This window comes from Rhodopseudomonas palustris (genome assembly GCF_003031265.1).
In the GTDB taxonomy this organism is placed as follows: domain Bacteria; phylum Pseudomonadota; class Alphaproteobacteria; order Rhizobiales; family Xanthobacteraceae; genus Rhodopseudomonas; species Rhodopseudomonas palustris_H.
Window position 1 is genome coordinate 1,231,957 of sequence record NZ_CP019966.1, and the last position, 18,946, is coordinate 1,250,902.

General features: G+C 64.6%; 23 protein-coding genes and 1 tRNA gene. 12 read left to right on the top strand and 12 right to left on the bottom strand.

The features are described 5' to 3' along the window. Positions 1-16 precede the first annotated feature (16 nt). The 3 genes from RPPS3_RS05700 to RPPS3_RS05710 form a co-directional block, all read right to left on the bottom strand. Positions 17-1,012, bottom strand: a complete 996-nt coding sequence (locus tag RPPS3_RS05700; protein ID WP_107343232.1) for an NUDIX hydrolase — start codon at positions 1,010-1,012, stop codon at positions 17-19. Then, positions 1,009-1,515 (bottom strand): tyrosine phosphatase family protein, encoded by a 507-nt coding sequence (locus RPPS3_RS05705; protein ID WP_107343233.1) that lies wholly within the window; start codon positions 1,513-1,515, stop codon positions 1,009-1,011. Before RPPS3_RS05705 ends, RPPS3_RS05700 begins: the two co-directional genes overlap by 4 nt. 66 nt (positions 1,516-1,581) lie before the next feature. Beyond that, positions 1,582-2,199 (bottom strand): YfbR-like 5'-deoxynucleotidase, encoded by a 618-nt coding sequence (locus tag RPPS3_RS05710; protein ID WP_107343234.1) that lies wholly within the window; start codon positions 2,197-2,199, stop codon positions 1,582-1,584. A 174-nt stretch (positions 2,200-2,373) separates the two neighbouring features. Between RPPS3_RS05710 and RPPS3_RS24590 the strand changes: the two genes are divergently transcribed. Beyond that, on the top strand, positions 2,374-2,544 hold the full coding sequence (locus RPPS3_RS24590) for a hypothetical protein (RefSeq protein ID WP_199852193.1): 171 nt from the start codon (positions 2,374-2,376) through the stop codon (positions 2,542-2,544). A gap of 7 nt (positions 2,545-2,551) precedes the next feature. Here RPPS3_RS24590 and RPPS3_RS05720 read toward each other — a convergent pair whose 3' ends face one another. Both RPPS3_RS05720 and RPPS3_RS05725 read right to left on the bottom strand, forming a co-directional pair. After that, the gene (locus tag RPPS3_RS05720; RefSeq protein WP_107343236.1) at positions 2,552-3,208 is read right to left on the bottom strand and encodes a DNA-3-methyladenine glycosylase I; all 657 of its coding nucleotides are present in this window, start codon (positions 3,206-3,208) and stop codon (positions 2,552-2,554) included. Further along, positions 3,205-4,086, bottom strand: coding sequence for a YgfZ/GcvT domain-containing protein (locus RPPS3_RS05725; RefSeq protein WP_107343237.1), 882 nt, complete (start codon positions 4,084-4,086; stop codon positions 3,205-3,207). Before RPPS3_RS05725 ends, RPPS3_RS05720 begins: the two co-directional genes overlap by 4 nt. 147 nt (positions 4,087-4,233) lie before the next feature. On the opposite strand from RPPS3_RS05725, the gene RPPS3_RS05730 reads away from it, so the two are divergent. Both RPPS3_RS05730 and RPPS3_RS24595 read left to right on the top strand, forming a co-directional pair. After that, a complete protein-coding gene (locus RPPS3_RS05730; RefSeq protein WP_107343238.1) occupies positions 4,234-5,568 on the top strand; it encodes a dihydroorotase in 1,335 nt (444 codons plus the stop codon). A gap of 488 nt (positions 5,569-6,056) precedes the next feature. Then, complete coding sequence (locus RPPS3_RS24595; RefSeq protein WP_011156634.1) at positions 6,057-6,212, top strand: hypothetical protein; 156 nt, start codon at positions 6,057-6,059, stop codon at positions 6,210-6,212. Between the two features lie 20 nt (positions 6,213-6,232). Here the strand turns inward: RPPS3_RS24595 and RPPS3_RS05735 are convergent, their stop codons facing one another. From RPPS3_RS05735 to RPPS3_RS05750, 4 genes are all read right to left on the bottom strand, one after another. Further along, complete coding sequence (locus RPPS3_RS05735; RefSeq protein ID WP_011156635.1) at positions 6,233-6,496, bottom strand: hypothetical protein; 264 nt, start codon at positions 6,494-6,496, stop codon at positions 6,233-6,235. 130 nt (positions 6,497-6,626) lie between these two features. Beyond that, positions 6,627-7,004, bottom strand: a complete 378-nt coding sequence (locus tag RPPS3_RS05740) for a TIGR02301 family protein (protein WP_107346453.1) — start codon at positions 7,002-7,004, stop codon at positions 6,627-6,629. Positions 7,005-7,066: 62 nt separating this feature from the next. After that, the gene (locus RPPS3_RS05745) at positions 7,067-7,510 is read right to left on the bottom strand and encodes an NUDIX hydrolase (protein ID WP_107343239.1); all 444 of its coding nucleotides are present in this window, start codon (positions 7,508-7,510) and stop codon (positions 7,067-7,069) included. Continuing rightward, positions 7,507-8,004 (bottom strand): hypothetical protein, encoded by a 498-nt coding sequence (locus RPPS3_RS05750; protein WP_107346454.1) that lies wholly within the window; start codon positions 8,002-8,004, stop codon positions 7,507-7,509. The genes RPPS3_RS05745 and RPPS3_RS05750 overlap by 4 nt, the downstream gene beginning before the upstream one ends. A gap of 61 nt (positions 8,005-8,065) precedes the next feature. On the opposite strand from RPPS3_RS05750, the gene RPPS3_RS05755 reads away from it, so the two are divergent. Beyond that, a complete protein-coding gene (locus tag RPPS3_RS05755) occupies positions 8,066-8,839 on the top strand; it encodes an SOS response-associated peptidase (RefSeq protein ID WP_107343240.1) in 774 nt (257 codons plus the stop codon). A gap of 108 nt (positions 8,840-8,947) precedes the next feature. On the opposite strand, the gene RPPS3_RS05760 is transcribed toward RPPS3_RS05755, so the two are convergent. Then, the gene (locus RPPS3_RS05760; RefSeq protein WP_107343241.1) at positions 8,948-10,375 is read right to left on the bottom strand and encodes an FAD-binding oxidoreductase; all 1,428 of its coding nucleotides are present in this window, start codon (positions 10,373-10,375) and stop codon (positions 8,948-8,950) included. A 119-nt stretch (positions 10,376-10,494) separates the two neighbouring features. Next, positions 10,495-11,493 carry an L-threonylcarbamoyladenylate synthase gene (locus RPPS3_RS05765; RefSeq protein WP_234820111.1) on the bottom strand — a complete coding sequence of 333 codons (999 nt, stop codon included), beginning with the start codon at positions 11,491-11,493 and terminating at the stop codon, positions 10,495-10,497. A 233-nt stretch (positions 11,494-11,726) separates the two neighbouring features. On the opposite strand from RPPS3_RS05765, the gene RPPS3_RS05770 reads away from it, so the two are divergent. From RPPS3_RS05770 to RPPS3_RS05785, 4 genes are all read left to right on the top strand, one after another. Then, a complete protein-coding gene (locus RPPS3_RS05770) occupies positions 11,727-12,629 on the top strand; it encodes a helix-turn-helix domain-containing protein (protein WP_107343242.1) in 903 nt (300 codons plus the stop codon). Between the two features lie 125 nt (positions 12,630-12,754). Further along, a complete protein-coding gene (locus RPPS3_RS05775; RefSeq protein ID WP_107343243.1) occupies positions 12,755-14,041 on the top strand; it encodes an MFS transporter in 1,287 nt (428 codons plus the stop codon). Continuing rightward, positions 14,034-14,936 (top strand): amidohydrolase family protein, encoded by a 903-nt coding sequence (locus RPPS3_RS05780; protein ID WP_107343244.1) that lies wholly within the window; start codon positions 14,034-14,036, stop codon positions 14,934-14,936. The genes RPPS3_RS05775 and RPPS3_RS05780 overlap by 8 nt, the downstream gene beginning before the upstream one ends. A 122-nt stretch (positions 14,937-15,058) precedes the next feature. Continuing rightward, a tRNA-Pro gene (locus RPPS3_RS05785) sits at positions 15,059-15,135 on the top strand. Between the two features lie 110 nt (positions 15,136-15,245). Here the strand turns inward: RPPS3_RS05785 and RPPS3_RS05790 are convergent. After that, the gene (locus RPPS3_RS05790) at positions 15,246-15,902 is read right to left on the bottom strand and encodes a hypothetical protein (RefSeq protein WP_107346456.1); all 657 of its coding nucleotides are present in this window, start codon (positions 15,900-15,902) and stop codon (positions 15,246-15,248) included. A 352-nt stretch (positions 15,903-16,254) separates the two neighbouring features. On the opposite strand from RPPS3_RS05790, the gene RPPS3_RS05795 reads away from it, so the two are divergent. The 4 genes from RPPS3_RS05795 (at position 16,255) to RPPS3_RS05810 (ending at position 18,924) form a co-directional block, all read left to right on the top strand. Continuing rightward, positions 16,255-17,589, top strand: a complete 1,335-nt coding sequence (locus RPPS3_RS05795; RefSeq protein WP_107343245.1) for a curlin — start codon at positions 16,255-16,257, stop codon at positions 17,587-17,589. 65 nt (positions 17,590-17,654) lie between these two features. Next, a complete protein-coding gene (gene csgH / locus RPPS3_RS05800; RefSeq protein WP_234820113.1) occupies positions 17,655-18,023 on the top strand; it encodes a curli-like amyloid fiber formation chaperone CsgH in 369 nt (122 codons plus the stop codon). Continuing rightward, complete coding sequence (locus RPPS3_RS05805) at positions 18,020-18,511, top strand: curlin subunit CsgB (protein WP_107343247.1); 492 nt, start codon at positions 18,020-18,022, stop codon at positions 18,509-18,511. The genes csgH and RPPS3_RS05805 overlap by 4 nt, the downstream gene beginning before the upstream one ends. Then, positions 18,508-18,924 (top strand): curli production assembly/transport component CsgF, encoded by a 417-nt coding sequence (locus RPPS3_RS05810; protein WP_107343248.1) that lies wholly within the window; start codon positions 18,508-18,510, stop codon positions 18,922-18,924. Before RPPS3_RS05805 ends, RPPS3_RS05810 begins: the two co-directional genes overlap by 4 nt. Positions 18,925-18,946 lie beyond the last annotated feature (22 nt).

An 18,946-nucleotide genomic window follows, 5' to 3' on the forward strand; every position in this document is an offset into this window, starting at 1 on the left:
TCTCGCTTTGACTGACTTATCGCCGGCCGCGCACGCGCAGGCCGGGGGCGGGGCGTTCCTGCAGCACCTCGCGGCGGAAGCGGAACAGCGCAGCGGGGCGCCCGCCGGTTCGTGTCGACATCTCGCCAGTCGGTTCGACCAGCGCGCCGGCTTCCACCAGGCGGCGGAAATTCTGCTTGTGCAGATGCCGGCCGGAAATCGCCTCGACGGTGTGCTGCAATTCGGTGAGTGTGAACTCGGGCGGCAGAAGTTCGAACACCACTGGGCGGTATTTCAGCTTGGCACGGAGCCGCGCGATCGCGGTGGCGAGAATACGGCGGTGGTCGAAGCGCATTGCGACACCGAGCGTCGGCATCTTGCTCCGCGACAGCGCCGCCGGGCGGCCATCGCGGCGGGCTTCCTCGATCAGACCCGCCTCGTAGAGCAGCTCGTAGCGGTCGAGCACGCGCTCCTCGTCCCACGGCGCGCCATCCATGCCGAAGAACAGCCGCACCCGATCCCGCCGCGCCAGCGCGCGCGCCATGCCCGGCTCTTCGGCCTGGGCGGCCCAGGCGGTGAGTTCGGGGATGATGTCACGGGCGATGATCGCCGGCTGCTGTTCGCGCCAGTCTTCCCACGGGAAGAAACGATACCAGGGTTCGAAGGTGGCGCCCGCCGCGCGTGCGGCGTTGTCGGCGGCTCGGGTCAACGCCAGATAGCCGATCGATGCGACGTGGACTTCGGTATCGCCGAGCCGCGCGTGGCGGCCGCGGTCGCCGAAGGTGTAGAGCTGCTCGACATAGCCGAGCCGCAGGCCGGTCTGCTCTTCCACCCAGGCGCGCAGCCCGATTTCCAGGGTGCGGTGGGTGATGGCGTCGAACGGGCCGGAAGGAAGACCGGCGAGGCTACCGCCGCCGTCGCCCGAGGCGGTCAGGATCATCGGTTGGTTGGCCTCGATCGCGACGATCGCCGCGGTCAGCCCGATCTCGATCGGAACGGTCGACTTGTCGCTCATCTCGAAGGGCAGGCTCATTCGAGATCGACGCGAAACGGCACGCCCTCGATGCTGAGATCGCCTGGGCCGATCACTTCGAGGGCGCGCAGCATCCGCCCCTGCCGCCCCAGCGCCCGGTCGGCCAGCGCCACGATCAATCGGTTCGGCGAAGCGCAGGGAGAGGCCCGGCGGATCTGGCGCGCGATCGTCACCTCGTCGCGGTGCGGATTGAGCGCGCAGGCAGCCGCAAACGCACTGGCGGTGGAGCGGCTGATGCCGGCGTAGCAATGCACCACCAGGGGAGCCGACCGGTCCCAGCTTCGGACGAAGTCGAGCACCTGGGTGATGTGATCGAGATTCGGCGCGTTGAAGCCGTCCATCACCTCGGTGATGTCGTCCATCTCGATCCGCAAATGATTGGATTCGAGCACGGTGGCCGGGCGTTGCACCTGACCGACATTGGCCATCACCGAGAGCACATGGCTGGCCTCGGTCGCCGCAACGGTCGGATGCAAGGCTGCGAGCGAGCAGACGTGAATCATGGGCCTTTCCGAGGTTGGCGCGATCTTAATCCTGCGCCGCGGGCGGTGAAAGCGCGATGACGGGACTTAGGCCTTCAGGCTCTCGAACCGGGCCAGCAGGCGCTTTTCGGCCTTTCCGGCCGGCCAGGGCGTCAGATAATCCTCGACCATCGCCTCCGGGAGGCCCGGATCGTTGCCGAACAGCCGCTTGGCCTCGGCCTTGGTGAACCCGGCCAGGTGAATCGCTTCGAGGTAGGCGGAGCCGCGGTCGGCGGCCTTGATCTGGCGTTCGATCGCCTCATCCAGCACCGCCGGCAGGCCGAACCGGATGTGGATCGCGCCGAGCAGGCGCTTTTCGACCCGCTTGTAGGATTCGCCGATTACCGCCTTGAACGGCGAGATCATGTCGCCGATCACGTATTCCGGGGCGTCGTGCAGCAGCGCGGCGAGCCGCAGCTTGGCGTCGATCCGTGGATTCTTTTCCCGCATCACCGCCTCGACCAGCAAAGTGTGCTGCGCCACCGAAAAGATGTGGGCGCCGCTGGTCTGGCCGTTCCACCGCGCCACCCGGGCGAGCCCGTGCGCAATGTCGGCGAATTCGACATCGAGCGGCGACGGGTCGAGCAGATCGAGCCTGCGGCCGGACAGCATGCGCTGCCAGACACGGCTGGAGGCTTGCGACGATTTCTTCGGCGAAGACGGCATGACGATTCGAAATGGGACAGCTTGTGCAGACGCGCCGCGGCGGCCGCAGCGATGACCGCCATATAGGCAGCCTTGCCCGAACTAAGCCACCGTCTCGGCCCAGTTCTGCACGATCTTGAGAGTACGATCGGTGTCCTTGTGCTGGTGGGCGTATTGCACCAAGGGGGATACACGATGGGGAGATTGGATCGCCGCGATGGGGAGCGGTTGCAGTGCCATGATGCGGACGAACGAACCGCACCAACGATCGCGCCGCGTGATCTGGAGAAGGAAAACGAGACGCTGAAGGAACTCGTCGTCAGCCTCTCCGAACTGGTGATGAAGCGGGTCGCCGGTCAGCGCTGAAAGAATCTCAGCGCTGATGTAACGGAGCCCTCTTCACCGGCGCCGCAGAACGCCGCGCCGGTTTCTTCATCTGTCCGCAGGTGGCGTGGCAGTGGCAGTCGACCAGATGGTCGTTGACCATCCCGACGGCCTGCATGAACGCGTACACGATCGTCGGGCCGACGAACTTGAAGCCGCGTCCCGCCAGATCCTTGGAAATTTTCACCGACAGTGGGGTCGAGGCCGGGACGCTCGCGATAGTCTTGAAGCTGTTGACCTTCGGCGCACCGCCGACGAAGTCCCACAACAGCTTCGAGAAGCCCGGACCTTCTTCTTGAATCTTCAGCCACGCTTTGGCGCTGCCGATCGTGCCGTCGATCTTGGCGCGATTGCGGACGATACCGACATCGTTCATCAGCTCCGCGATCTTGTCGGCGTCGTAGCGCGCGATCTTGGCCGGATCGAAATCGTCGAAGGCGCGGCGGAAGTTATCGCGCTTGCGCAGGATGGTGATCCACGACAGTCCGGCCTGGAAGCCGTCGAGGATCAGCTTCTCGTACAGCGCGCGGTCGTCGTATTCCGGCACGCCCCATTCGGTGTCGTGATACGCGACATAAAGCAGATCGTCGCCTGGCCACGGGCAGCGGACGAGGCCGTCAGCTCCGACGCGCGCGGAGCGGATCATGTGCCGGTCTTCCGCTGCGCCGGTGTCAGCTCCTCGGGATCGGCGATCTGCAAGGTGACGCCGCCAGCACTCAGCGGCAGGGATGTTTCGCGCGCTTCGGCGACGCGGTCGATCCGCAGCAGCGCCAGCCCGCGGCCAGTTGCCGACGATCCCATGGTGCCGACGCTCTTTTCACCGGCGGTGATCTCGCTGCCCGGTTGCGGCGCCGGGCCATCGAAGGTGACGCGCACGATCCGGGTGCGCGCGGTGCCGCGGTGGTGCATTCGCGACACCACTTCCTGGCCGATGTAGCAGCCCTTGTTGAAATCGACGCCGGACAGACGATCCATATTGGCTTCGTGCGGAAACGCGTCGGCATAGCCGAAGTCGAGGCCGCCGGCCGGGACGCCGCAGGCGATGCGATGTGCTTCGTACTCGTCCGCCGCCACCATCGTGGCACCGAGTGCCTCGGCGGTCGCGGTGGCCAGGATCTCCGGCACCAGGATGCGCCAGCCGAGCTGATCGCCCCGCGGATCGCGGAAGCCCATCTCCGGCGGCTGCGACGGTTCGCCGCCCCAGAGCGCCAGCACGCCGATCCGATCCGACAGGTTCTCGATCAGCGCCTTGGCGCGCAGCTTGTAGAATTTCAGCTTCGTCGCCAGCGCTTCGGTGAGCGGTTTCGGACAATCCAGTAGGAAACCGCCGTCGTCTTCGGCCGCCAGCTCGGTGATCAGGAAATCAGTGACAATCTTGCCCTGCGGCGTCAGCAGGGCGCCAAAACGCCCGGCGCCGGGTTCGAGCCTATTCAGATCGGTGGTGATCAGGCCGTTCAGCAAGTGCCGCGCGTCGGGGCCGCTGATCTTGAGAACGCCACGGTCGGCGAGGAAGGCTGCCTTCATTGATCTCTCTCGTGAGGCCGGCCGGAAACATCCTTGCGTTAACGGTCCGGCCGACTAAGACATCCCAAGTTAGGCGGCCGGGCGCTGGTCAACAAGGCTTTGCAAGACTCGCGCCGCTTCGCGCCAAAACGGGCACCCGAGGACGTCATGACCGGCACATTCGACACCATTCTGAAGGGCGGCACCATCGTCAACCAGGACGGCGAGGGCGTCGGTGACATCGGCATCAAGGACGGTCGCATCGCTGCGCTGGGCTCGCTCGGCGCCGAAAAAGCCGGTGAGACGATCGATTGCCGCGGCCTGCACGTGCTGCCGGGTGTGATCGATACCCAGGTGCATTTCCGTGAGCCCGGCCTGACTCACAAGGAAGATCTCGAAACCGGCTCGCGCAGCGCCGTGATGGGCGGCGTGACCGCGGTGTTCGAAATGCCGAACACCAATCCGCTGACGATCACCGAAGAGACCTTCACCGACAAGGTGAAGCGCGCCGAGCACCGCATGCATTGCGACTTCGCGTTCTTCATCGGCGGCACCCGCGACAATGTCGAGGAACTGCCCAAGCTCGAGCGCGCCCGTGGCTGCTGCGGCGTCAAGGTGTTCATCGGCTCGTCGACTGGAAGTTTGCTGGTCGAGGACGATCCGAGCCTCAAGCGCATCCTGTCGGTGATCCAGCGCCGCGCCGCGTTCCACGCCGAGGACGAGTACCGGCTCAACGACCGCAAGGGTGAGCGCATCGAGGGCGATCCGCGCTCGCATCCGGTGTGGCGCGACGACGTCGCAGCCTTGCAGGCGACGCAGCGGCTGGTCGCGATCGCGCGCGAGACCGGCAAGCGTATCCATGTGCTGCACGTCTCGACCCGGCAGGAGATGGAATTTCTGCGCGAGCACAAGGATGTCGCGTCGGTCGAGGTGACGCCGCATCACCTGACGCTGGTGGCGCCGGAGTGCTACGAGCGCCTCGGCACGAGAGCGCAGATGAACCCGCCGGTGCGCGATGCCTGGCACCGCGACGGCATCTGGCACGGCCTGGCGCAGGGCGTGGTCGACGTGCTCGGCTCGGACCACGCGCCGCATACGCTGGAAGAAAAGGCCAAGACCTATCCGGCATCGCCGTCGGGCATGACCGGCGTGCAGACGCTGGTGCCGACCATGCTGGATCACGTCAATGCCGGCCGGCTGTCGCTGGCGCGCTTCGTCGATCTCACCAGCGCCGGCCCGGCGCGGCTGTTCAACATCGCCTGCAAGGGCCGCATCGCGGCCGGCTTCGACGCCGACTTCACGGTGGTCGATCTCAAGCGCAGCGAAACCATCACCAACGACTGGGTCGCCTCGCGCGCCGGCTGGACGCCCTATGATGGCGTCCGCGTCACCGGCTGGCCGGTCGGCACCTTCGTGCGCGGAGCCAAGGTGATGTGGCAGGGCGAACTGACCACGCCCTCGCGCGGTGAGCCGGTGCGGTTTCTGGAGACGCTGAAGCCGTAAAGCAGTGCTGCGCCCAGCAGTGTTGTTTTCTAGGGCTGCCGTGTCACACGCGGCCGTCCCGCCTCGGCGTTGAGGTCAAACGACGCCTCTTACGAAGTCCTGGTAAGCGGCACGCAGGTTCCAGGTCACTGCGTAGTAACAGCCTCCAGATACCTTGCCGTGGATCAGGACGACCTGTAACGGCGCGGATTGATCCCGCGAACCATCAGCCGTCTTCGTTGATCCCCGCCGCAGCCGCCTAGATGATCAGCGGTCATTCCGGTTAGCACCGCGTCGTTTTGTCCGTGCCTCCGTGGAACTCCGGTGGGGTATTTTGCGTATCCACTGCGCGATCATCATCCGCGATGATCGAGGCCAGAACGATTCGGCCCGCGCGAGGTCGCGGCAGGACCGGTGGTTAACAGGAAAGCAACGCAACAGGCGCAGCATTTCGCGTCGCACGATCGCCGGGATCGTCGATTGACCGATACGCCGAAAGGGGATTCCAGATGGAAGCTCAAAAGACCGCGGTCGAAGCGATCGTCGCCTTGACCGGCTATGACCGGGCCGTCGTGGCCGAATTCATCCGGCGGTTCTATCTCGCCGGCGTCCGCGATCCGAAGCGGCTGACATTCAAGGGGCTGCAGGCGTTCGCCCGCACCTGATCGTCGCCGACTGATTCGCGTTACTGCTTCGCCAAGCCGACCGAGAACTCGCCGTTGAGCACACGGCCGGGCAGGCCTTCGACGAACTTGGCCACCGCATCCTCGCCATAGGTGGCGACGAGCTCGGCAAAAGCGGTGAACAGGCTGGCTTGCGCCAGGCAATCGCCGTCGACCCCGTCGTGCAGGGCTTCGGCCCATGCCTCGCTGAGATAGGTGAGCGCAGTTTGCTTCTGCTCTCGGTCGGATTGCACTTCGCGATCGATGGGGAAGGTCGTCAGGCTCATGAACTTCAGCAGTCTCGGCGCGCTCCACCGCGAAGCGCGATGGGGTAGTGTTAGCACGCGGCTGCCGAACGCCTAGGCAGTTCTTTAGGAAAGGTTAACGGCATGGGATAAACCCGCAGCCATAGAGCGGTCAGTTCGCGTATCGAGCGGTCAGGTCGCGCGAGAGCTTCGAACCTTCCTCCAGATACCGCCGAATCGCCACGGTCGCGGCCGGCGTACAGGTTCGGTAGGTCTGCTGGAACCCGTTGTAACCTCGATTGAAAGCGGCGATCAGCCGGGTTCGACGTTCGCCCGAAGGGGTCTCAGCGTCGATCAACGCCTGCATCTCGGTGCGCCATTTGGCGCCGTCGGCGCCGCCGCAGATCCCGCGAAGATAATGCAGCGTCCCTAGAATCTCGGCCAGCCGCTGCAATTCAGCGTCGAATGGCGCCGCGCCGTCCTCGGCGCGCGCCGGGGCGAGCCCGCAGCAGGCGAGGATCATCAGCACGGCAAGGGAACGCTTCAGCATGGCCGGCCTGATAGGCCGTTTCATCGGCCGCAGCAAGAAGTTGCCGGTTCCCGAACGCGCCATCAGGTTCTGATCAGCTCACGGGCGCCTTCGACCAGCTCGGCCAGCCCCTCGGTGGTCGAGAAGCTGGCCAGTTCGTCGGGGCTGATCCAGCGGGCGTCGTCGAGTTCGCCGTTGAGCTGCGGCTCGCCGCCTGCCCAGCGCGCGGCGAACACCATGATGACGTAATGCCCGGCAGCACTGGCGACGGACGGCAGCACCTCGCGCCGGCCGGCGAGGCCGACGATCTCGATAGCCAGCGCGGTTTCCTCGGCGACTTCCCGCACGACCGCTTGCTCCAGCGTCTCGCCGAATTCGACCCGGCCGCCAGGCAGCGAGTACAGGCCCTTGCCGGGCATCCTTGCCCGGCGCACCAGCAGGAGGCGGCCCTCCCGGAAAATCGCGGCGCTGACGGCCAATTGCGGATGGCGCGGCTGCGCCGGTGCGGCTTCGGTCACGGCGATCAATGCGCCATGATGAAGTCGACGTCGGCTTCGCAGCCCTGTCCGTTGATGATGCCGCCAGCGCGGCCGATCAACGGCTTGATCCAGCCGACCGCGCTCTCGGCGAGCTTGGCCCGGGTGGCGTCCTGCGAGGCCTGGCGCATTGCTTCGCCGACCGCGGTCAGGATCGCGGTCATATTGTTGGTGATGTCGTCGAAATCCGATCTAATCCCGGGATCGGCCGTGTCATAGGCTTCGATTGCGAGATCGCGGGCCTTGAAGTTCGAGGCCTTGAAGTGTTCCGCGTAGGAGAGGGGATGCCAGGACAGGAAGTCTTCCGAGCACTCCGGCATGTCCGGAATCATTTCGAGCAGCATCACGGCTTCGTTGAAATGATTCAGGTAGTCGGTGGCCAGCCCGGTCTTCGGATTGATATTGGCGGCAGCAAGCTGAGCGGCGCGCGCCTCGTCGTAACGGGAGGGCGCACTTTGCGCAGTTGTGGATTCACTCGACGCCATCGGCGGCATTTTTGTTTACCGAAGTTAACAAGCACTGAACACGCCACCGGGTCCTGACAGCATGTGCGGACGCTTCGTGATCACCTCGGCTCCCGCCGCTATCCGACAGCTCTTTGGCTACGCCGATCAGCCTAATTTTCCGTCACGCTACAACATCGCCCCGACCCAGCCGATTCCCGTGGTGATCGTCGACGAAGGCACCCGGCGGTTCAGGCTGATGCGCTGGGGGCTGATCCCGTCCTGGGTGAAGGATCCGCGGACGTTTTCGCTGCTGATCAACGCCCGCGCCGAGACCGTCCAGGACAAGCCGGCCTTCCGTAACGCGTTCAGGCGCCGGCGGTGCCTGGTACCGGCCGATGGCTACTACGAGTGGAAGGCCGGCGGCTCGCGCAAGCAGCCGTACTTCATCCATCCGGCCGGCGGTGGCCCGATCGGATTTGCGGCGCTGTGGGAGACCTGGACCGGCCCGAACGGCGAGGAGCTCGATACGGTGGCGATCGTCACCACCGCGGCGCGCGGCGGCCTCGCCGATCTGCATGACCGCGTGCCGGTCACGATCGCGCCGCATCAATTCGCGCGCTGGCTGGAGACCGATGAAACAGATGCCGGGGAGGTGATGGCCCTGTTATGCCCGCCGGGCGAGGGCGAGTTCGTCTGGCACCCGGTGTCGACCGCGGTCAACCGCACCGCCAATGACAATCCGCAACTGATCCTGCCGATCACCGCGGAGGAGGTCGAGGCTCCGCCGCCAGCCGTTGCGAAGCCGGCGCCACCGAAGCGCGCGGCGCGGCCAAAGATCTCGGCGGATGACAGCGGGCAGGGCTCGTTGTTCTGACGGTAGTTAGCAACGTCATTGCGAGCGAAGCGAAGCAATCCAGCAGTGCCGAGCACTGAGCGCTGGATTGCTTCGTCGCTTCGCTCCTCGCAATGACGGTGGAGAGAGCTACACCACCTTGCCGGGATTCATGATGCCGTGCGGGTCGAGCAGGGTCTTGATCGATCGCATCAGCTCGATCGCGGTCTTGTCCTTCACCTCGGGGAGTTCGTCGCGCTTCATCACGCCGATGCCGTGCTCGGCCGAGATCGAGCCGCCGAGCCGCAGCACGACGTCGAACACCACCTTGTTCACGTCGTGCCAGCGCGCCAGGAATTCCGCCTTGTCGGCCCCAACCGGCTGCGTGACGTTGTAGTGAATGTTGCCGTCGCCGAGATGGCCGAACGGCACCGGACGAGAGCCTGGGATCAGTTCCACCACCGCGGCGTTGGCTTGTTCGATGAACTGCGGCACCGCGGCGACCGGCACCGAGATATCGTGTTTGATCGAGCCGCCTTCCGGCTTCTGTGCCGGTGAGATCTCCTCGCGCAGCTTCCAGAACGCCTGCTGCTGCTGAACTGAACTCGCGATCGCCGCGTCCACCACGATGCCGTCTTCAAAGCCGCGCTCGAGGATCGACTCCAGTGCGGCGCGGGCGTCGTCGCGCGGCGACGACAATTCGATCAGCACGTACCACGGGTAGCGCGCCTCGAGCGGATCGCGGTTGTTGGCGTGGCGCACCGAGAAATCGAGCGGGGTCTCTGCAATCAGCTCGAAGCTGGTCAGGTTGCCGGCCGCCTCTCCTTGCGCGATGCCGAGCAGCTTCAGCGCGTCGTCCGGCGATTGCAGCCCGACGAACGCGGTCTCGACCGCGCGCGGCTTCGGGAACAGCTTCAGGATAGCCGCAGTGATAATGCCGAGCGTGCCTTCGGCACCGATGAACAGATCGCGCAGATCGTAGCCGGTGTTGTCCTTCTTCAGCTTGGACAGCAGGTTCAGTACCCGGCCGTCGGCGAGCACGACCTCGACGCCGAGCGCCATGTCGCGTGCGAGGCCATAGGCCAGCGCGGCAGTGCCGCCGGCATTGGTCGAGAGGTTGCCGCCGATCGTGCAGCTTCCCTGGGCGCCGAGCGACAGCGGAAACAGACGGTCGACCTCCGCGGCTTTCTCCTGCGCGCGCTGCAGGATCACGCCGGCTTCGACCGTCATGGTGTTCGACGAGGTATCGACCTCGCGGATCTTGTCCATCCGCTTCAGCGAAATCACTACCTCGCCATTGTGCGGCGTCTGTCCGCCGACAAGGCCGGTGTTGCCGCCCTGCGGCACCAGCGCGACGCGCGCTTCGTTCGCCAGCTTGCAGATCGCCACGACTTCCTCGGTCGAACCCGGACGCAGCACCAGCGGCGAGTGGCCGCGATACAGATTGCGCTCCTCGGTGATGTAGGCTTCGAGCTCGAGAGGATCGGTCAGCGCGTGCTTGTCGCCGACGATCGCGGTGAATCGCGCGATCAGTTCGGGCGAGAGAGGTGTGGGCGAGAGCGGGCTGACGATATTCATGGTGTTTCCTCTTCCCTGTCGTTGCGAGGAGCGAAGCGAGCCGATGCGAAGCGCGTATTAGACGCTTCTGAATCGGTTCGTTTCGCTTGCGACGACGTCGCGATGGGTTTGTTTGTTGGTCATGGGCGCGGTGCCGCTGCACGGCGCAGGCGATCGTTGATCGCTTCACCGAGCCCGTGGTGCGGGATCGGCATCACCGCGATGCCGCGTGCGCCGTGATCATCGAGCGCGCGGAGAGCGCCGAACAGATGTGCGGCAGCTTCTGTGAGATCGCCGCCGGGCGACAGGTTGTGCACGGCGACGGCCGTTTCGGCACCCGGCAGCACATCAGGACCGAATGCGAGCAGAGCTTCGCCCGGCTTCACCTCGGTCGCATTCAGCCGCACCGTTGCGCGCGGCGCGTAGTGCGAGGCCAGCATGCCCGGCGCCAGTGGCGCGTGATCATTGGCGTTGTTAGTAGCCGCTGGTGCGCCCAGCTTGTGACCGAGCACGCGTTCGATCGCTTCGCGCGGCAGGCCGCCGGGGCGGAGCAGGACAGGTGCGCCAAGGCAACTGACGATCGTCGATTCGACGCCGACCATCACTGGCCCACCGTCGACGATCACGTCGATCCGGCCGTCGAGATCGGACGCGACATGCGCTGCGGTGGTCGGCGACACGTGACCGGATCTGTTGGCGGACGGCGCCACCACGGGGCCGCCGAAGGTGCGCAGCAGAGCTTGCGCCACCGGATGCGACGGCACGCGGAGTGCGACGCTGTCGAGGCCGGCGGTGGCGAGATCGCACACGGAGCAATTCGTTGCCTTCGGCAGTACCAACGTCAGCGGTCCCGGCCAGAGCGCTTCGGCGAGGCGCAGCGCGGCGGCGTCGAACCGCGCGATCTTGCTTGCGGCTTCGAGGCTGGCGACGTGGGCGATCAATGGATTGAATGACGGCCGCCCCTTCGCCGCATAGAGCCGCGCCACCGCTTCAGCATTGGCCGCATCAGCACCGAGCCCATACACCGTCTCGGTGGGGAACGCGACCAGCCCGCCGCCGCGCAGCACGCGCGCAGCTTCGTCCGCATCGGTCGCGGCCAGCGTCTTGGTGATCAGGTCGAGCATCATTTCGGGTTTCATATCGCAAATCGCGCGGTTGCGAAGTAGCAAAGTCGACGCGCTGCGATGCACCGCGCGAGGAAGTTCTGCGACCGCGCTTTGCGGCTGACGGCCTCGCGCAAACCGCGAATCCGGCCGGTCCGCACGCGAAAAGCCCCGTCAAACTCGCAGGTTAGGCGGCGTTTGGGGCCCGGGGCTTGCAAGCCCCTGCAATATAGAGTGAGGATAGTTCGTTCAAACAGGCGCCCCTTCTGATGCAGCTCAATCCCCTCCTTCATGCCGAACGCGTCACCGGCCGAAGGCAATCGGCCTTGATCGATCTGTGGTCGACCACGGGATTTGCCGCGGCCGTCAGCGAGGTGACGGGGCCGCATATCTACGAGTTTGGCGAGCTGCCGGTGCCGACCGTGGCGATCACGCTGTACGACGTGCGCCGCCATGTTCTGATGGAAAACGGCAAGGTGCGCCGTGACGCACCGGTGCGGTCCGGGCGGTTTCGCATCGGTCAACCGGGCCGGCGCGTCGTGGTGGATGCAATTCCGGATACCCAGTGGGGCAAGCTGCTGCTGCTGTATCTCGGCGAACCGCTGCTGAAAGAAGTCGGGGCATCGCTGGGCTCCGCCGGTCCGATCAGCTTGCGCGACACTGCGTGGGACGTTGACGATCCGCTGCTCGAAGTGTCGGCCAAGCGCCTGGTCGAGGCAAGCGATAGCGGCGACCGGCCGAATGCGCTGCTCGCCGAGCAACTGGCCTATACGCTCGCACTGCATCTGACGGACCGCTATTCGGCGCCGCGCGCCGCGACGGCGGACCAATCTGCACCGCTTGAGGCGCCGGTCCGCGACCGTATCACCGAGTTCGTCCGTGCTGATCTCGGCGCGCCGATCACGCTGGCGGCGATGGCCGAGGTCGCGGGCATGAGCCCGTCCTGCTTCATTCGCAGCTTCAAGCGTTCCACCGGCATGACGCCGCATCGCTTCGTGGTGGAACAGCGCGTCGCTGCCGCCCGGCGGCTGCTCGAGACGTCGGATCTGCCGATCGTCGAGATCGCGCTCGGCGTCGGCTTCTCGTCGCAGTCGCATTTCGGTGTCGCGTTCCGCCAAGTCACCGGTGAGAGCCCCGCCCGGTATCGCCGGGCGCAGCGCGGGCGCGAGTAATTTTTCGACAGAAAGCCGCGGACACCGCGGGACGCTGACAATTTTCCGGCAGACGCGCTGTCGTGATTGGGAAATCTGTCGGCCGTGAGCGATCGCCCGGTGAAGGCGAGCGAGGGAGGATACGTATGACGACATCTTCGAGCACGGTCGCGCCGATTACTGACACCAGCCTGACCGGCTTCTACAAAGACATGACCGTTACCGAGAAGCGCACGTTCTGGGCCTGTGCCACAGGCTGGGCGCTCGACGGCATGGACTTCATGATCTACCCGCTGGTGATCGGTACGATCATCGCGCTGTGGAAGGTCGACGCCGGTTCGGCCGGCCTTGCCGGCACTGTGACGCTGCTGGCCTCCGCGGTCGGTGGCTGGGCCGCCGGTTATCTGGCGGACCGGATCGGCCGCGTTCGCACGCTGCAGCTCACCATCATCTGGTTCTCGCTGTTCTCGCTGCTCTGCGCGTTCGCGCAGAACTTCGAACAGCTGCTGATCCTGCGCGCGCTGCTCGGCTTCGGCTTCGGCGGCGAATGGGCGGCCGGCGCCGTGCTGATCGGCGAGACGATTCGTCCGCAGTATCGCGGCCGTGCGGTCGGCTCGGTGCAGTCGGGCTGGGCGGTCGGCTGGGGCATGGCGGTGCTGGCGCAGGCTGCGCTGTTCTCGCTGCTGCCGGCCGATCAGGCGTGGCGCTGGATGTTCGCGATCGGCGCGCTGCCGGCGCTGCTGGTGCTGTATCTGCGCGCTTATGTGAAGGAGCCGCAGGTCGCCGTCGAAGCCCGCGCCAAAGCCACCGCGGCGGGCGGCAGCCGCTCGATCCTGGCGATCTTCCAGGGCCGGATTCTCAAGACCACCATCCTGGCTTCGCTGGTCGCCACCGGCTGCCAGGGCGGTTACTACGCGATCACCTTTTGGGTGCCGCGCTTCCTCACCACCGAGCGCAAGCTCTCGATCGTCGGCTCGACCGGCTATCTGGCGACGCTGATCGTCGGCTCGTTCGTCGGTTATCTGGTCGGCGCATGGTTCGCCGATCGGTTCGGCCGCCGCAGCCTGTTCCTGGCGTTCTCGCTCGGCGCGATGGTGGTGGTGCTCGCCTATACGCAGCTTCCGCTGTCGAACGAGATGCTGTGGGTGCTCGGCTTCCCGCTCGGCTTCTTCGCCTCGGGGTACTTCTCGGGCATGGGCGCGTTCCTGACGGAGCTGTTCCCCACCAGCCTGCGCGGCTCGGGGCAGGGCTTCTGCTACAATTTCGGCCGCGGCGTCGGCGCGCTGTTCCCGTTCCTAGTCGGCTATCTGTCGCAGGTCACCACGCTCGCCAATGCGATTTGCCTGTTCGCAGTGTTCGCCTACGTGCTGTTCTTCGCCGCCGCTTACGCGCTGCCGGAGACCCGCGGCACGGTGCTGAGCGCCGATGAGTAAGGCCGATACGTCCAAGGAACCGGCTCCGGCCTGTCCGGGGCCGGATCCGGCGCCGCAACGGCCGACGCGTTACGTCGTCCCGCCCGGCGCGGTCGACACCCACGCCCACGTCATCGGGTTGCCGCCGACTTATCCGTTCGTCGGCGCCCGCAGTTACACGCCGCCTGCCGCAACGCCGGAATCGTATCTGGCGATGCTCGACGCCACCGGCATGACCTACGGCGTGCTGGTGCAGGTCAGCGTGCACGGCACCGACAATCGGCTGATGCTGGAGACGCTGCAGGCGCATCGCGAGCGGCTGAAGGGCATTGCTGTGATCCCGCTCGGGCTGCCGGACAAGGAGCTGGCGGCGCTGAAGGATGCCGGCGTCGTCGGCCTTCGCCTGAACATCCTGTATGGCGGCGGCATCGGGTTCGAGCGCGTCGGCGAATATGCGGCGATGGCCAAGGAGCTCGGCTGGCATCTGCAGTTCCTGATCGACGCCAAGGATCTGGTGCCGCTGGCGCCGCAGCTCGGGGATCTGCCGGTGCCGTTCATCGTCGACCACTGGGGGCACTTCCCGGTGTCGCGCGGGATCGACGATCCGGGCTTCCAGACGCTGGTGTCGCTGGTGCGCGACGGCGCCTGGGTCAAGCTGTCGGGCGCCTATCGGAATACGGTGGCGGGATTCCCCTATCTCGACACCATTCCATTTGCCCGCTTGCTGCACGAGACGGCGCCGGATCGTTGCGTCTGGGGCAGTGACTGGCCGCATGTCGCAACCTGGCAGCACATGATGAATGTCGGCGAGCTGCTCGATCTGCTTGCCGACTGGGTGCCCGATGCGGCCGCGCGCGACCGCGTCTTCACCGACAACGCCTATCGTCTCTACGGCTTCGAGCCCCTCCAGGGCTGAGCTTTCAGGCCCGCGACCGCCGCCCCTGACCGGAGGGCGGCGGTTGGATAAAAATCCTCTCATTATCCCCATTGGAACGCTTGCGAAGCCGGAAGGCGGACGCTATAAGCCGGGCCTCTTGTCGGAGTGTGGCTCAGCCCGGTAGAGCACTGCGTTCGGGACGCAGGGGTCGCAGGTTCGAATCCTGCCACTCCGACCAAGATTTCCAGCGATTTCCCCTGGCTTTTCCCGATCCCTTCTTCGTTTCTCAGCATCATGACGCGGCCGTTGCTTTGCGCGGACGAGCGCATCGCTGCGCCGACGCAGCATTCACCAACTGCCGCGGCGGGAATCGATCTGTGTGAAATCGATCGGGCTTGGTTCGCCGACCTTGGGCGGGGGCGGCGGCTTTTGCGGTTGCGCGCCACGCTGCTTGGCGGCCTTCAGGATCGCCTCGGCCAATGGACCGGCCTTGACCGGGTCAGTCGGTTGCGGCTGGCCATTGGGGCCCGGCGGGGCCTGCAGCGCCATTGGCTGGTCGAGCCGGCCGGGGCGGACGCGGACGCCGACCACGGCGCCTCGCTCGGCATCGAACGCGCATTCATACGAGACCCGAACCCACTCCTTCTGCGGCGACAGAAAGCGGATCGAGTCGCCACGATAATTGACGATTGCGTTGTCCGGCTTGGATGGGTCGGCCTGCTGGAAAATGCCGGAGAAGGGCCTGCTGATCCACTCGAAGTCGCCGGGAGCCTGCGCCTCGATCTTGCGGGCGCAGATCGCCGAGGCCTTCTCGTTGTTGGCGCGCACGCACGCTTCCGGGCATTTCGGCGAATCGACGGCTGCCGGCCCGGGGTTTGATGGTGATTGGTTACCACCAACGTTGGCAGCCCCCGGCTTCGACGCCGGAGCGGGCTGTGAAGACTGTGCATGAGCCGCCCCGACCACACTCGAAGCCAGCACTGCCGCATAGATCAAACGGATCATTTTGATACCACCCATGGTTGGGCGCTTAGTTATTTTCTAGTCCGAAACTTCGAATGGCGCGAGTCCAATCTTGCTGCCGTCTAGTGGTCTCAACAATTATTACTTGGTTAGTAGCAGCTAATCGATGTGCGGCTGATCATATCAATTGTTCTATTTCGGGAAATAGGAGCTGATTACTTAGAAGTGTATAGTTCACTCATGAAGTGTACATCGCTAAAAGCATGTTTTGCCCCATAATGACACAACTTAATCATTGTTTAACCTTTGGCTTCCCCCTAACAATTCGGGGCTCCAGGCGGGCAAAGTCCCGCTGGACATACGGCATTGATCTTTCAACAGGGAGTATTTGTCGATGAAGCGTAATCTGTTTTTTGTCACGGCCAGCCTGCTGGCATTGTCTACGAGTGCTGCGTTCGCGGACGGCAACGTGGTTGTTTTGAATCAGTACGACGTCAGTCAACACGCCACGATCGAGCAGTTCAACTCAGGTAACTCTGTCGGCGCTTACAATGGTTGGTCGGGGTTCGACCAGAACAACGGTGGCCTTGCGGGCAGTAATGTTCTCTCAGTCTCGCAGACCGGTACCGGCAATAGCGTCGGCCGCGACACCAAGGGCGTTCAGTCCGGCACCGGTAACTCAGCCGACATTAAGCAGGCTGGTGTCAGCAGCGACGTTGAGTTGCAGCAGTTCGGCACAAGCAACGGTGCCGTGCCGACCGGCTGGGACTGGACCAATGACTCGGGCGTCTTCAACAAGATCGTCCAGGATTCTTCGTCGGTGAGCAGCAAGGTTTCCGTCGTTCAGAATGGCGAAAACAACGTATTCAGCATCAAGCAGGGAAGCATCAGCAACAACACCTCGGTCACGCAGACCGGCAAATGGGCTATGGCCTATGTTCGTCAGGGGCTCGGTGCTGCCGAGACCGACGGGGCGACAAGCGCCCAAATGCCGTTCGGCGGCAACTACAACGGTGTCACGATTTCGCAGAACAGTGCCGGCCTGAACTATGCCGTTGCCGTTCAAGGCGGTGGTGATTCGAATTCGCTGGGAATCTACCAGAATGGCGATCTGCTCGGAGCCAATGCTTGGCAGGAGGGCGCTGGCAACGTCTTTAGTTCCAATCAATCGGGCGTCGGAAACACCGTCGGCATCACCGGGGGAATCTACGGCTCGGATACTCCGATCAAGCAGAAGGGTAATGGCAACTCGTACACTTCTAATCAGAGCGGCACCAATAACACCGCGAATGGCACCCAGACGGGCAACGTGAATTTCGTTCTCAACAATCAGGGGGGCGCCAACAATTCGATCTCTGGTTCGCAGACCAACAACAATAACAACGTCACAAGCAGTCAATTCGGATCGTACAGCACGCTGGCGTATACGCAGACCAACAGCGGCGGCGGCGCCAATTACATCGTCAATATTCAGAACGGTGCAGGAACTGTAGGGTCGCGGAACACCGCGGTCGTCAATCAGAGTGGCTTCGGTCAGTACAGCAGCGGACAGCAGTACGGCGGCGATGGCAATTCCGCGAATGTCACGCAGAGCGGATCGCTCCAGGCGAGCTACTACGTCCAGAACGGCGCAGCCAACACGATTGTCGTCGCCCAGACTGGCGTCGGGAACTACTCTAGTCTCAATCAGAACGGCTCCGGCAATAACGCGAATATCACGCAGAAATAAGCCGTTGGCCTTCTGTTATTATGAAGCGAGGCGTGCGCGCCTCGCTTCCCTTCGGGAGTCGCGGCGTGAACATCCGTCGCCGGACTCCCAGTGGTTGCGTCGCGGAGAGTCACATGGCTGTGGATCAAGTCCCGCCGGTTGTTCAGTGTGAGGTCGAGGCTGCGGTCAGTGGCGGCCATGTCACGTTGCGCGGCGTCATCACTGCGGCGCGCGACGGTGGCGGCAGCTACACGCTGGCCGTCGACAAGACCGGCGCAACCGGGACCTCGCGGATCAAACAAGCTGGCGCCTTCAGCGCCGCCGCCGAACAGCGCGTGACCGTCGGCAACGTCGTGCTCGATTACAGCACCACCAATCGATACGCCGCCAAGCTGGATGTGTCGTTCGGCAACATCACCATTCAATGCGATCTCGATCCGGAGACAGTCAAATGACCGCATCAACGCGAGCGATGCGAACAGCGGTGCTTCGAGTAGCCGCGGCGATGCTCGGGGGCTTGGCGTTTGTCGGTACGGCATCGGCGCAGTCGACCGATCTCTACACCGATTTTTCCGGTTATCTTGTGAACTGGGGGCAGCAGGGAGCAGTCGCCGACGGCGCGCTGCCGAGCGGCAGCCACAATACAGCGATCGTCAGCCAGACCGGCAATGCGAACTCCGTGACGTCCGATGTGCGCGGCTCGTTGAATGTGACGCTGCAGTCGCAGCTGGGTGCCGGCAATGACTCCAGCTTCACCGTCAACGGCAATCAGAACGTGCTGCACAACAGTCAGATCGGCGACAACAACAGCGCCAGGATTGACGTCACCGGCAACCGCAACGCCTACAGCAGCACCCAGATCGGCAGCAATCTCAGCTACGGCCTCAGCCAGGTCGGCAACAATGGCGGGGCCGTCATCGTACAAATGGGAGGTCATCGATGAAATACGCCGGCATTCTCGCTGCCTTCGCCTTGTGCGCCAGTGCCGCCGGGGCGGATGCAGGCAGCCTGGTCTATACCCCGACCAATCCGGCATTCGGCGGCAGTCCGCTGAACGGGTCGTGGCAGATGCAGCAGGCGACCGCGGGCAATCACTTCAACCGCGCGGCGCCCACCAGCGGGCCGCAGCAGCTGACGCAGTCGCAGATCTTTGCCCAGCAGCTGCAGAGCCAGCTCTACGCCTCGCTCGCCAACCAGGTCACCCAGGCGATCTTCGGCACCAACGCGCAGCAGAGCGGCACCTTCACGTTCCAGGGCACCACGATCAGCTTCGCCAAAGTCGACGGTCAGACCAACATCACGATCAACGACGGTTCGACCGTCACCCAGATCAGTCTGCCGACCGTGACGCATTGACCCTGTGTTCACCTGCCGGCGT

Bases quoted from the DNA above. Each gene is read 5' to 3' on its own strand.
- RPPS3_RS05700 (WP_107343232.1), bottom strand. From the start codon at position 1,012: ATGAGCCTGCCCTTCGAGATGAGCGACAAGTCGACCGTTCCGATCGAG.
- RPPS3_RS05705 (WP_107343233.1), bottom strand. From the start codon at position 1,515: ATGATTCACGTCTGCTCGCTCGCAGCCTTGCATCCGACCGTTGCGGCG.
- RPPS3_RS05710 (WP_107343234.1), bottom strand. From the start codon at position 2,199: ATGCCGTCTTCGCCGAAGAAATCGTCGCAAGCCTCCAGCCGTGTCTGG.
- RPPS3_RS24590 (WP_199852193.1), top strand. From the start codon at position 2,374: ATGGGGAGATTGGATCGCCGCGATGGGGAGCGGTTGCAGTGCCATGAT.
- RPPS3_RS05720 (WP_107343236.1), bottom strand. From the start codon at position 3,208: ATGATCCGCTCCGCGCGCGTCGGAGCTGACGGCCTCGTCCGCTGCCCG.
- RPPS3_RS05725 (WP_107343237.1), bottom strand. From the start codon at position 4,086: ATGAAGGCAGCCTTCCTCGCCGACCGTGGCGTTCTCAAGATCAGCGGC.
- RPPS3_RS05730 (WP_107343238.1), top strand. From the start codon at position 4,234: ATGACCGGCACATTCGACACCATTCTGAAGGGCGGCACCATCGTCAAC.
- RPPS3_RS24595 (WP_011156634.1), top strand. From the start codon at position 6,057: ATGGAAGCTCAAAAGACCGCGGTCGAAGCGATCGTCGCCTTGACCGGC.
- RPPS3_RS05735 (WP_011156635.1), bottom strand. From the start codon at position 6,496: ATGAGCCTGACGACCTTCCCCATCGATCGCGAAGTGCAATCCGACCGA.
- RPPS3_RS05740 (WP_107346453.1), bottom strand. From the start codon at position 7,004: ATGCTGAAGCGTTCCCTTGCCGTGCTGATGATCCTCGCCTGCTGCGGG.
- RPPS3_RS05750 (WP_107346454.1), bottom strand. From the start codon at position 8,004: ATGGCGTCGAGTGAATCCACAACTGCGCAAAGTGCGCCCTCCCGTTAC.
- RPPS3_RS05755 (WP_107343240.1), top strand. From the start codon at position 8,066: ATGTGCGGACGCTTCGTGATCACCTCGGCTCCCGCCGCTATCCGACAG.
- RPPS3_RS05760 (WP_107343241.1), bottom strand. From the start codon at position 10,375: ATGAATATCGTCAGCCCGCTCTCGCCCACACCTCTCTCGCCCGAACTG.
- RPPS3_RS05765 (WP_234820111.1), bottom strand. From the start codon at position 11,493: ATGAAACCCGAAATGATGCTCGACCTGATCACCAAGACGCTGGCCGCG.
- RPPS3_RS05770 (WP_107343242.1), top strand. From the start codon at position 11,727: ATGCAGCTCAATCCCCTCCTTCATGCCGAACGCGTCACCGGCCGAAGG.
- RPPS3_RS05775 (WP_107343243.1), top strand. From the start codon at position 12,755: ATGACGACATCTTCGAGCACGGTCGCGCCGATTACTGACACCAGCCTG.
- RPPS3_RS05780 (WP_107343244.1), top strand. From the start codon at position 14,034: ATGAGTAAGGCCGATACGTCCAAGGAACCGGCTCCGGCCTGTCCGGGG.
- RPPS3_RS05790 (WP_107346456.1), bottom strand. From the start codon at position 15,902: ATGATCCGTTTGATCTATGCGGCAGTGCTGGCTTCGAGTGTGGTCGGG.
- RPPS3_RS05795 (WP_107343245.1), top strand. From the start codon at position 16,255: ATGAAGCGTAATCTGTTTTTTGTCACGGCCAGCCTGCTGGCATTGTCT.
- RPPS3_RS05805 (WP_107343247.1), top strand. From the start codon at position 18,020: ATGACCGCATCAACGCGAGCGATGCGAACAGCGGTGCTTCGAGTAGCC.
- RPPS3_RS05810 (WP_107343248.1), top strand. From the start codon at position 18,508: ATGAAATACGCCGGCATTCTCGCTGCCTTCGCCTTGTGCGCCAGTGCC.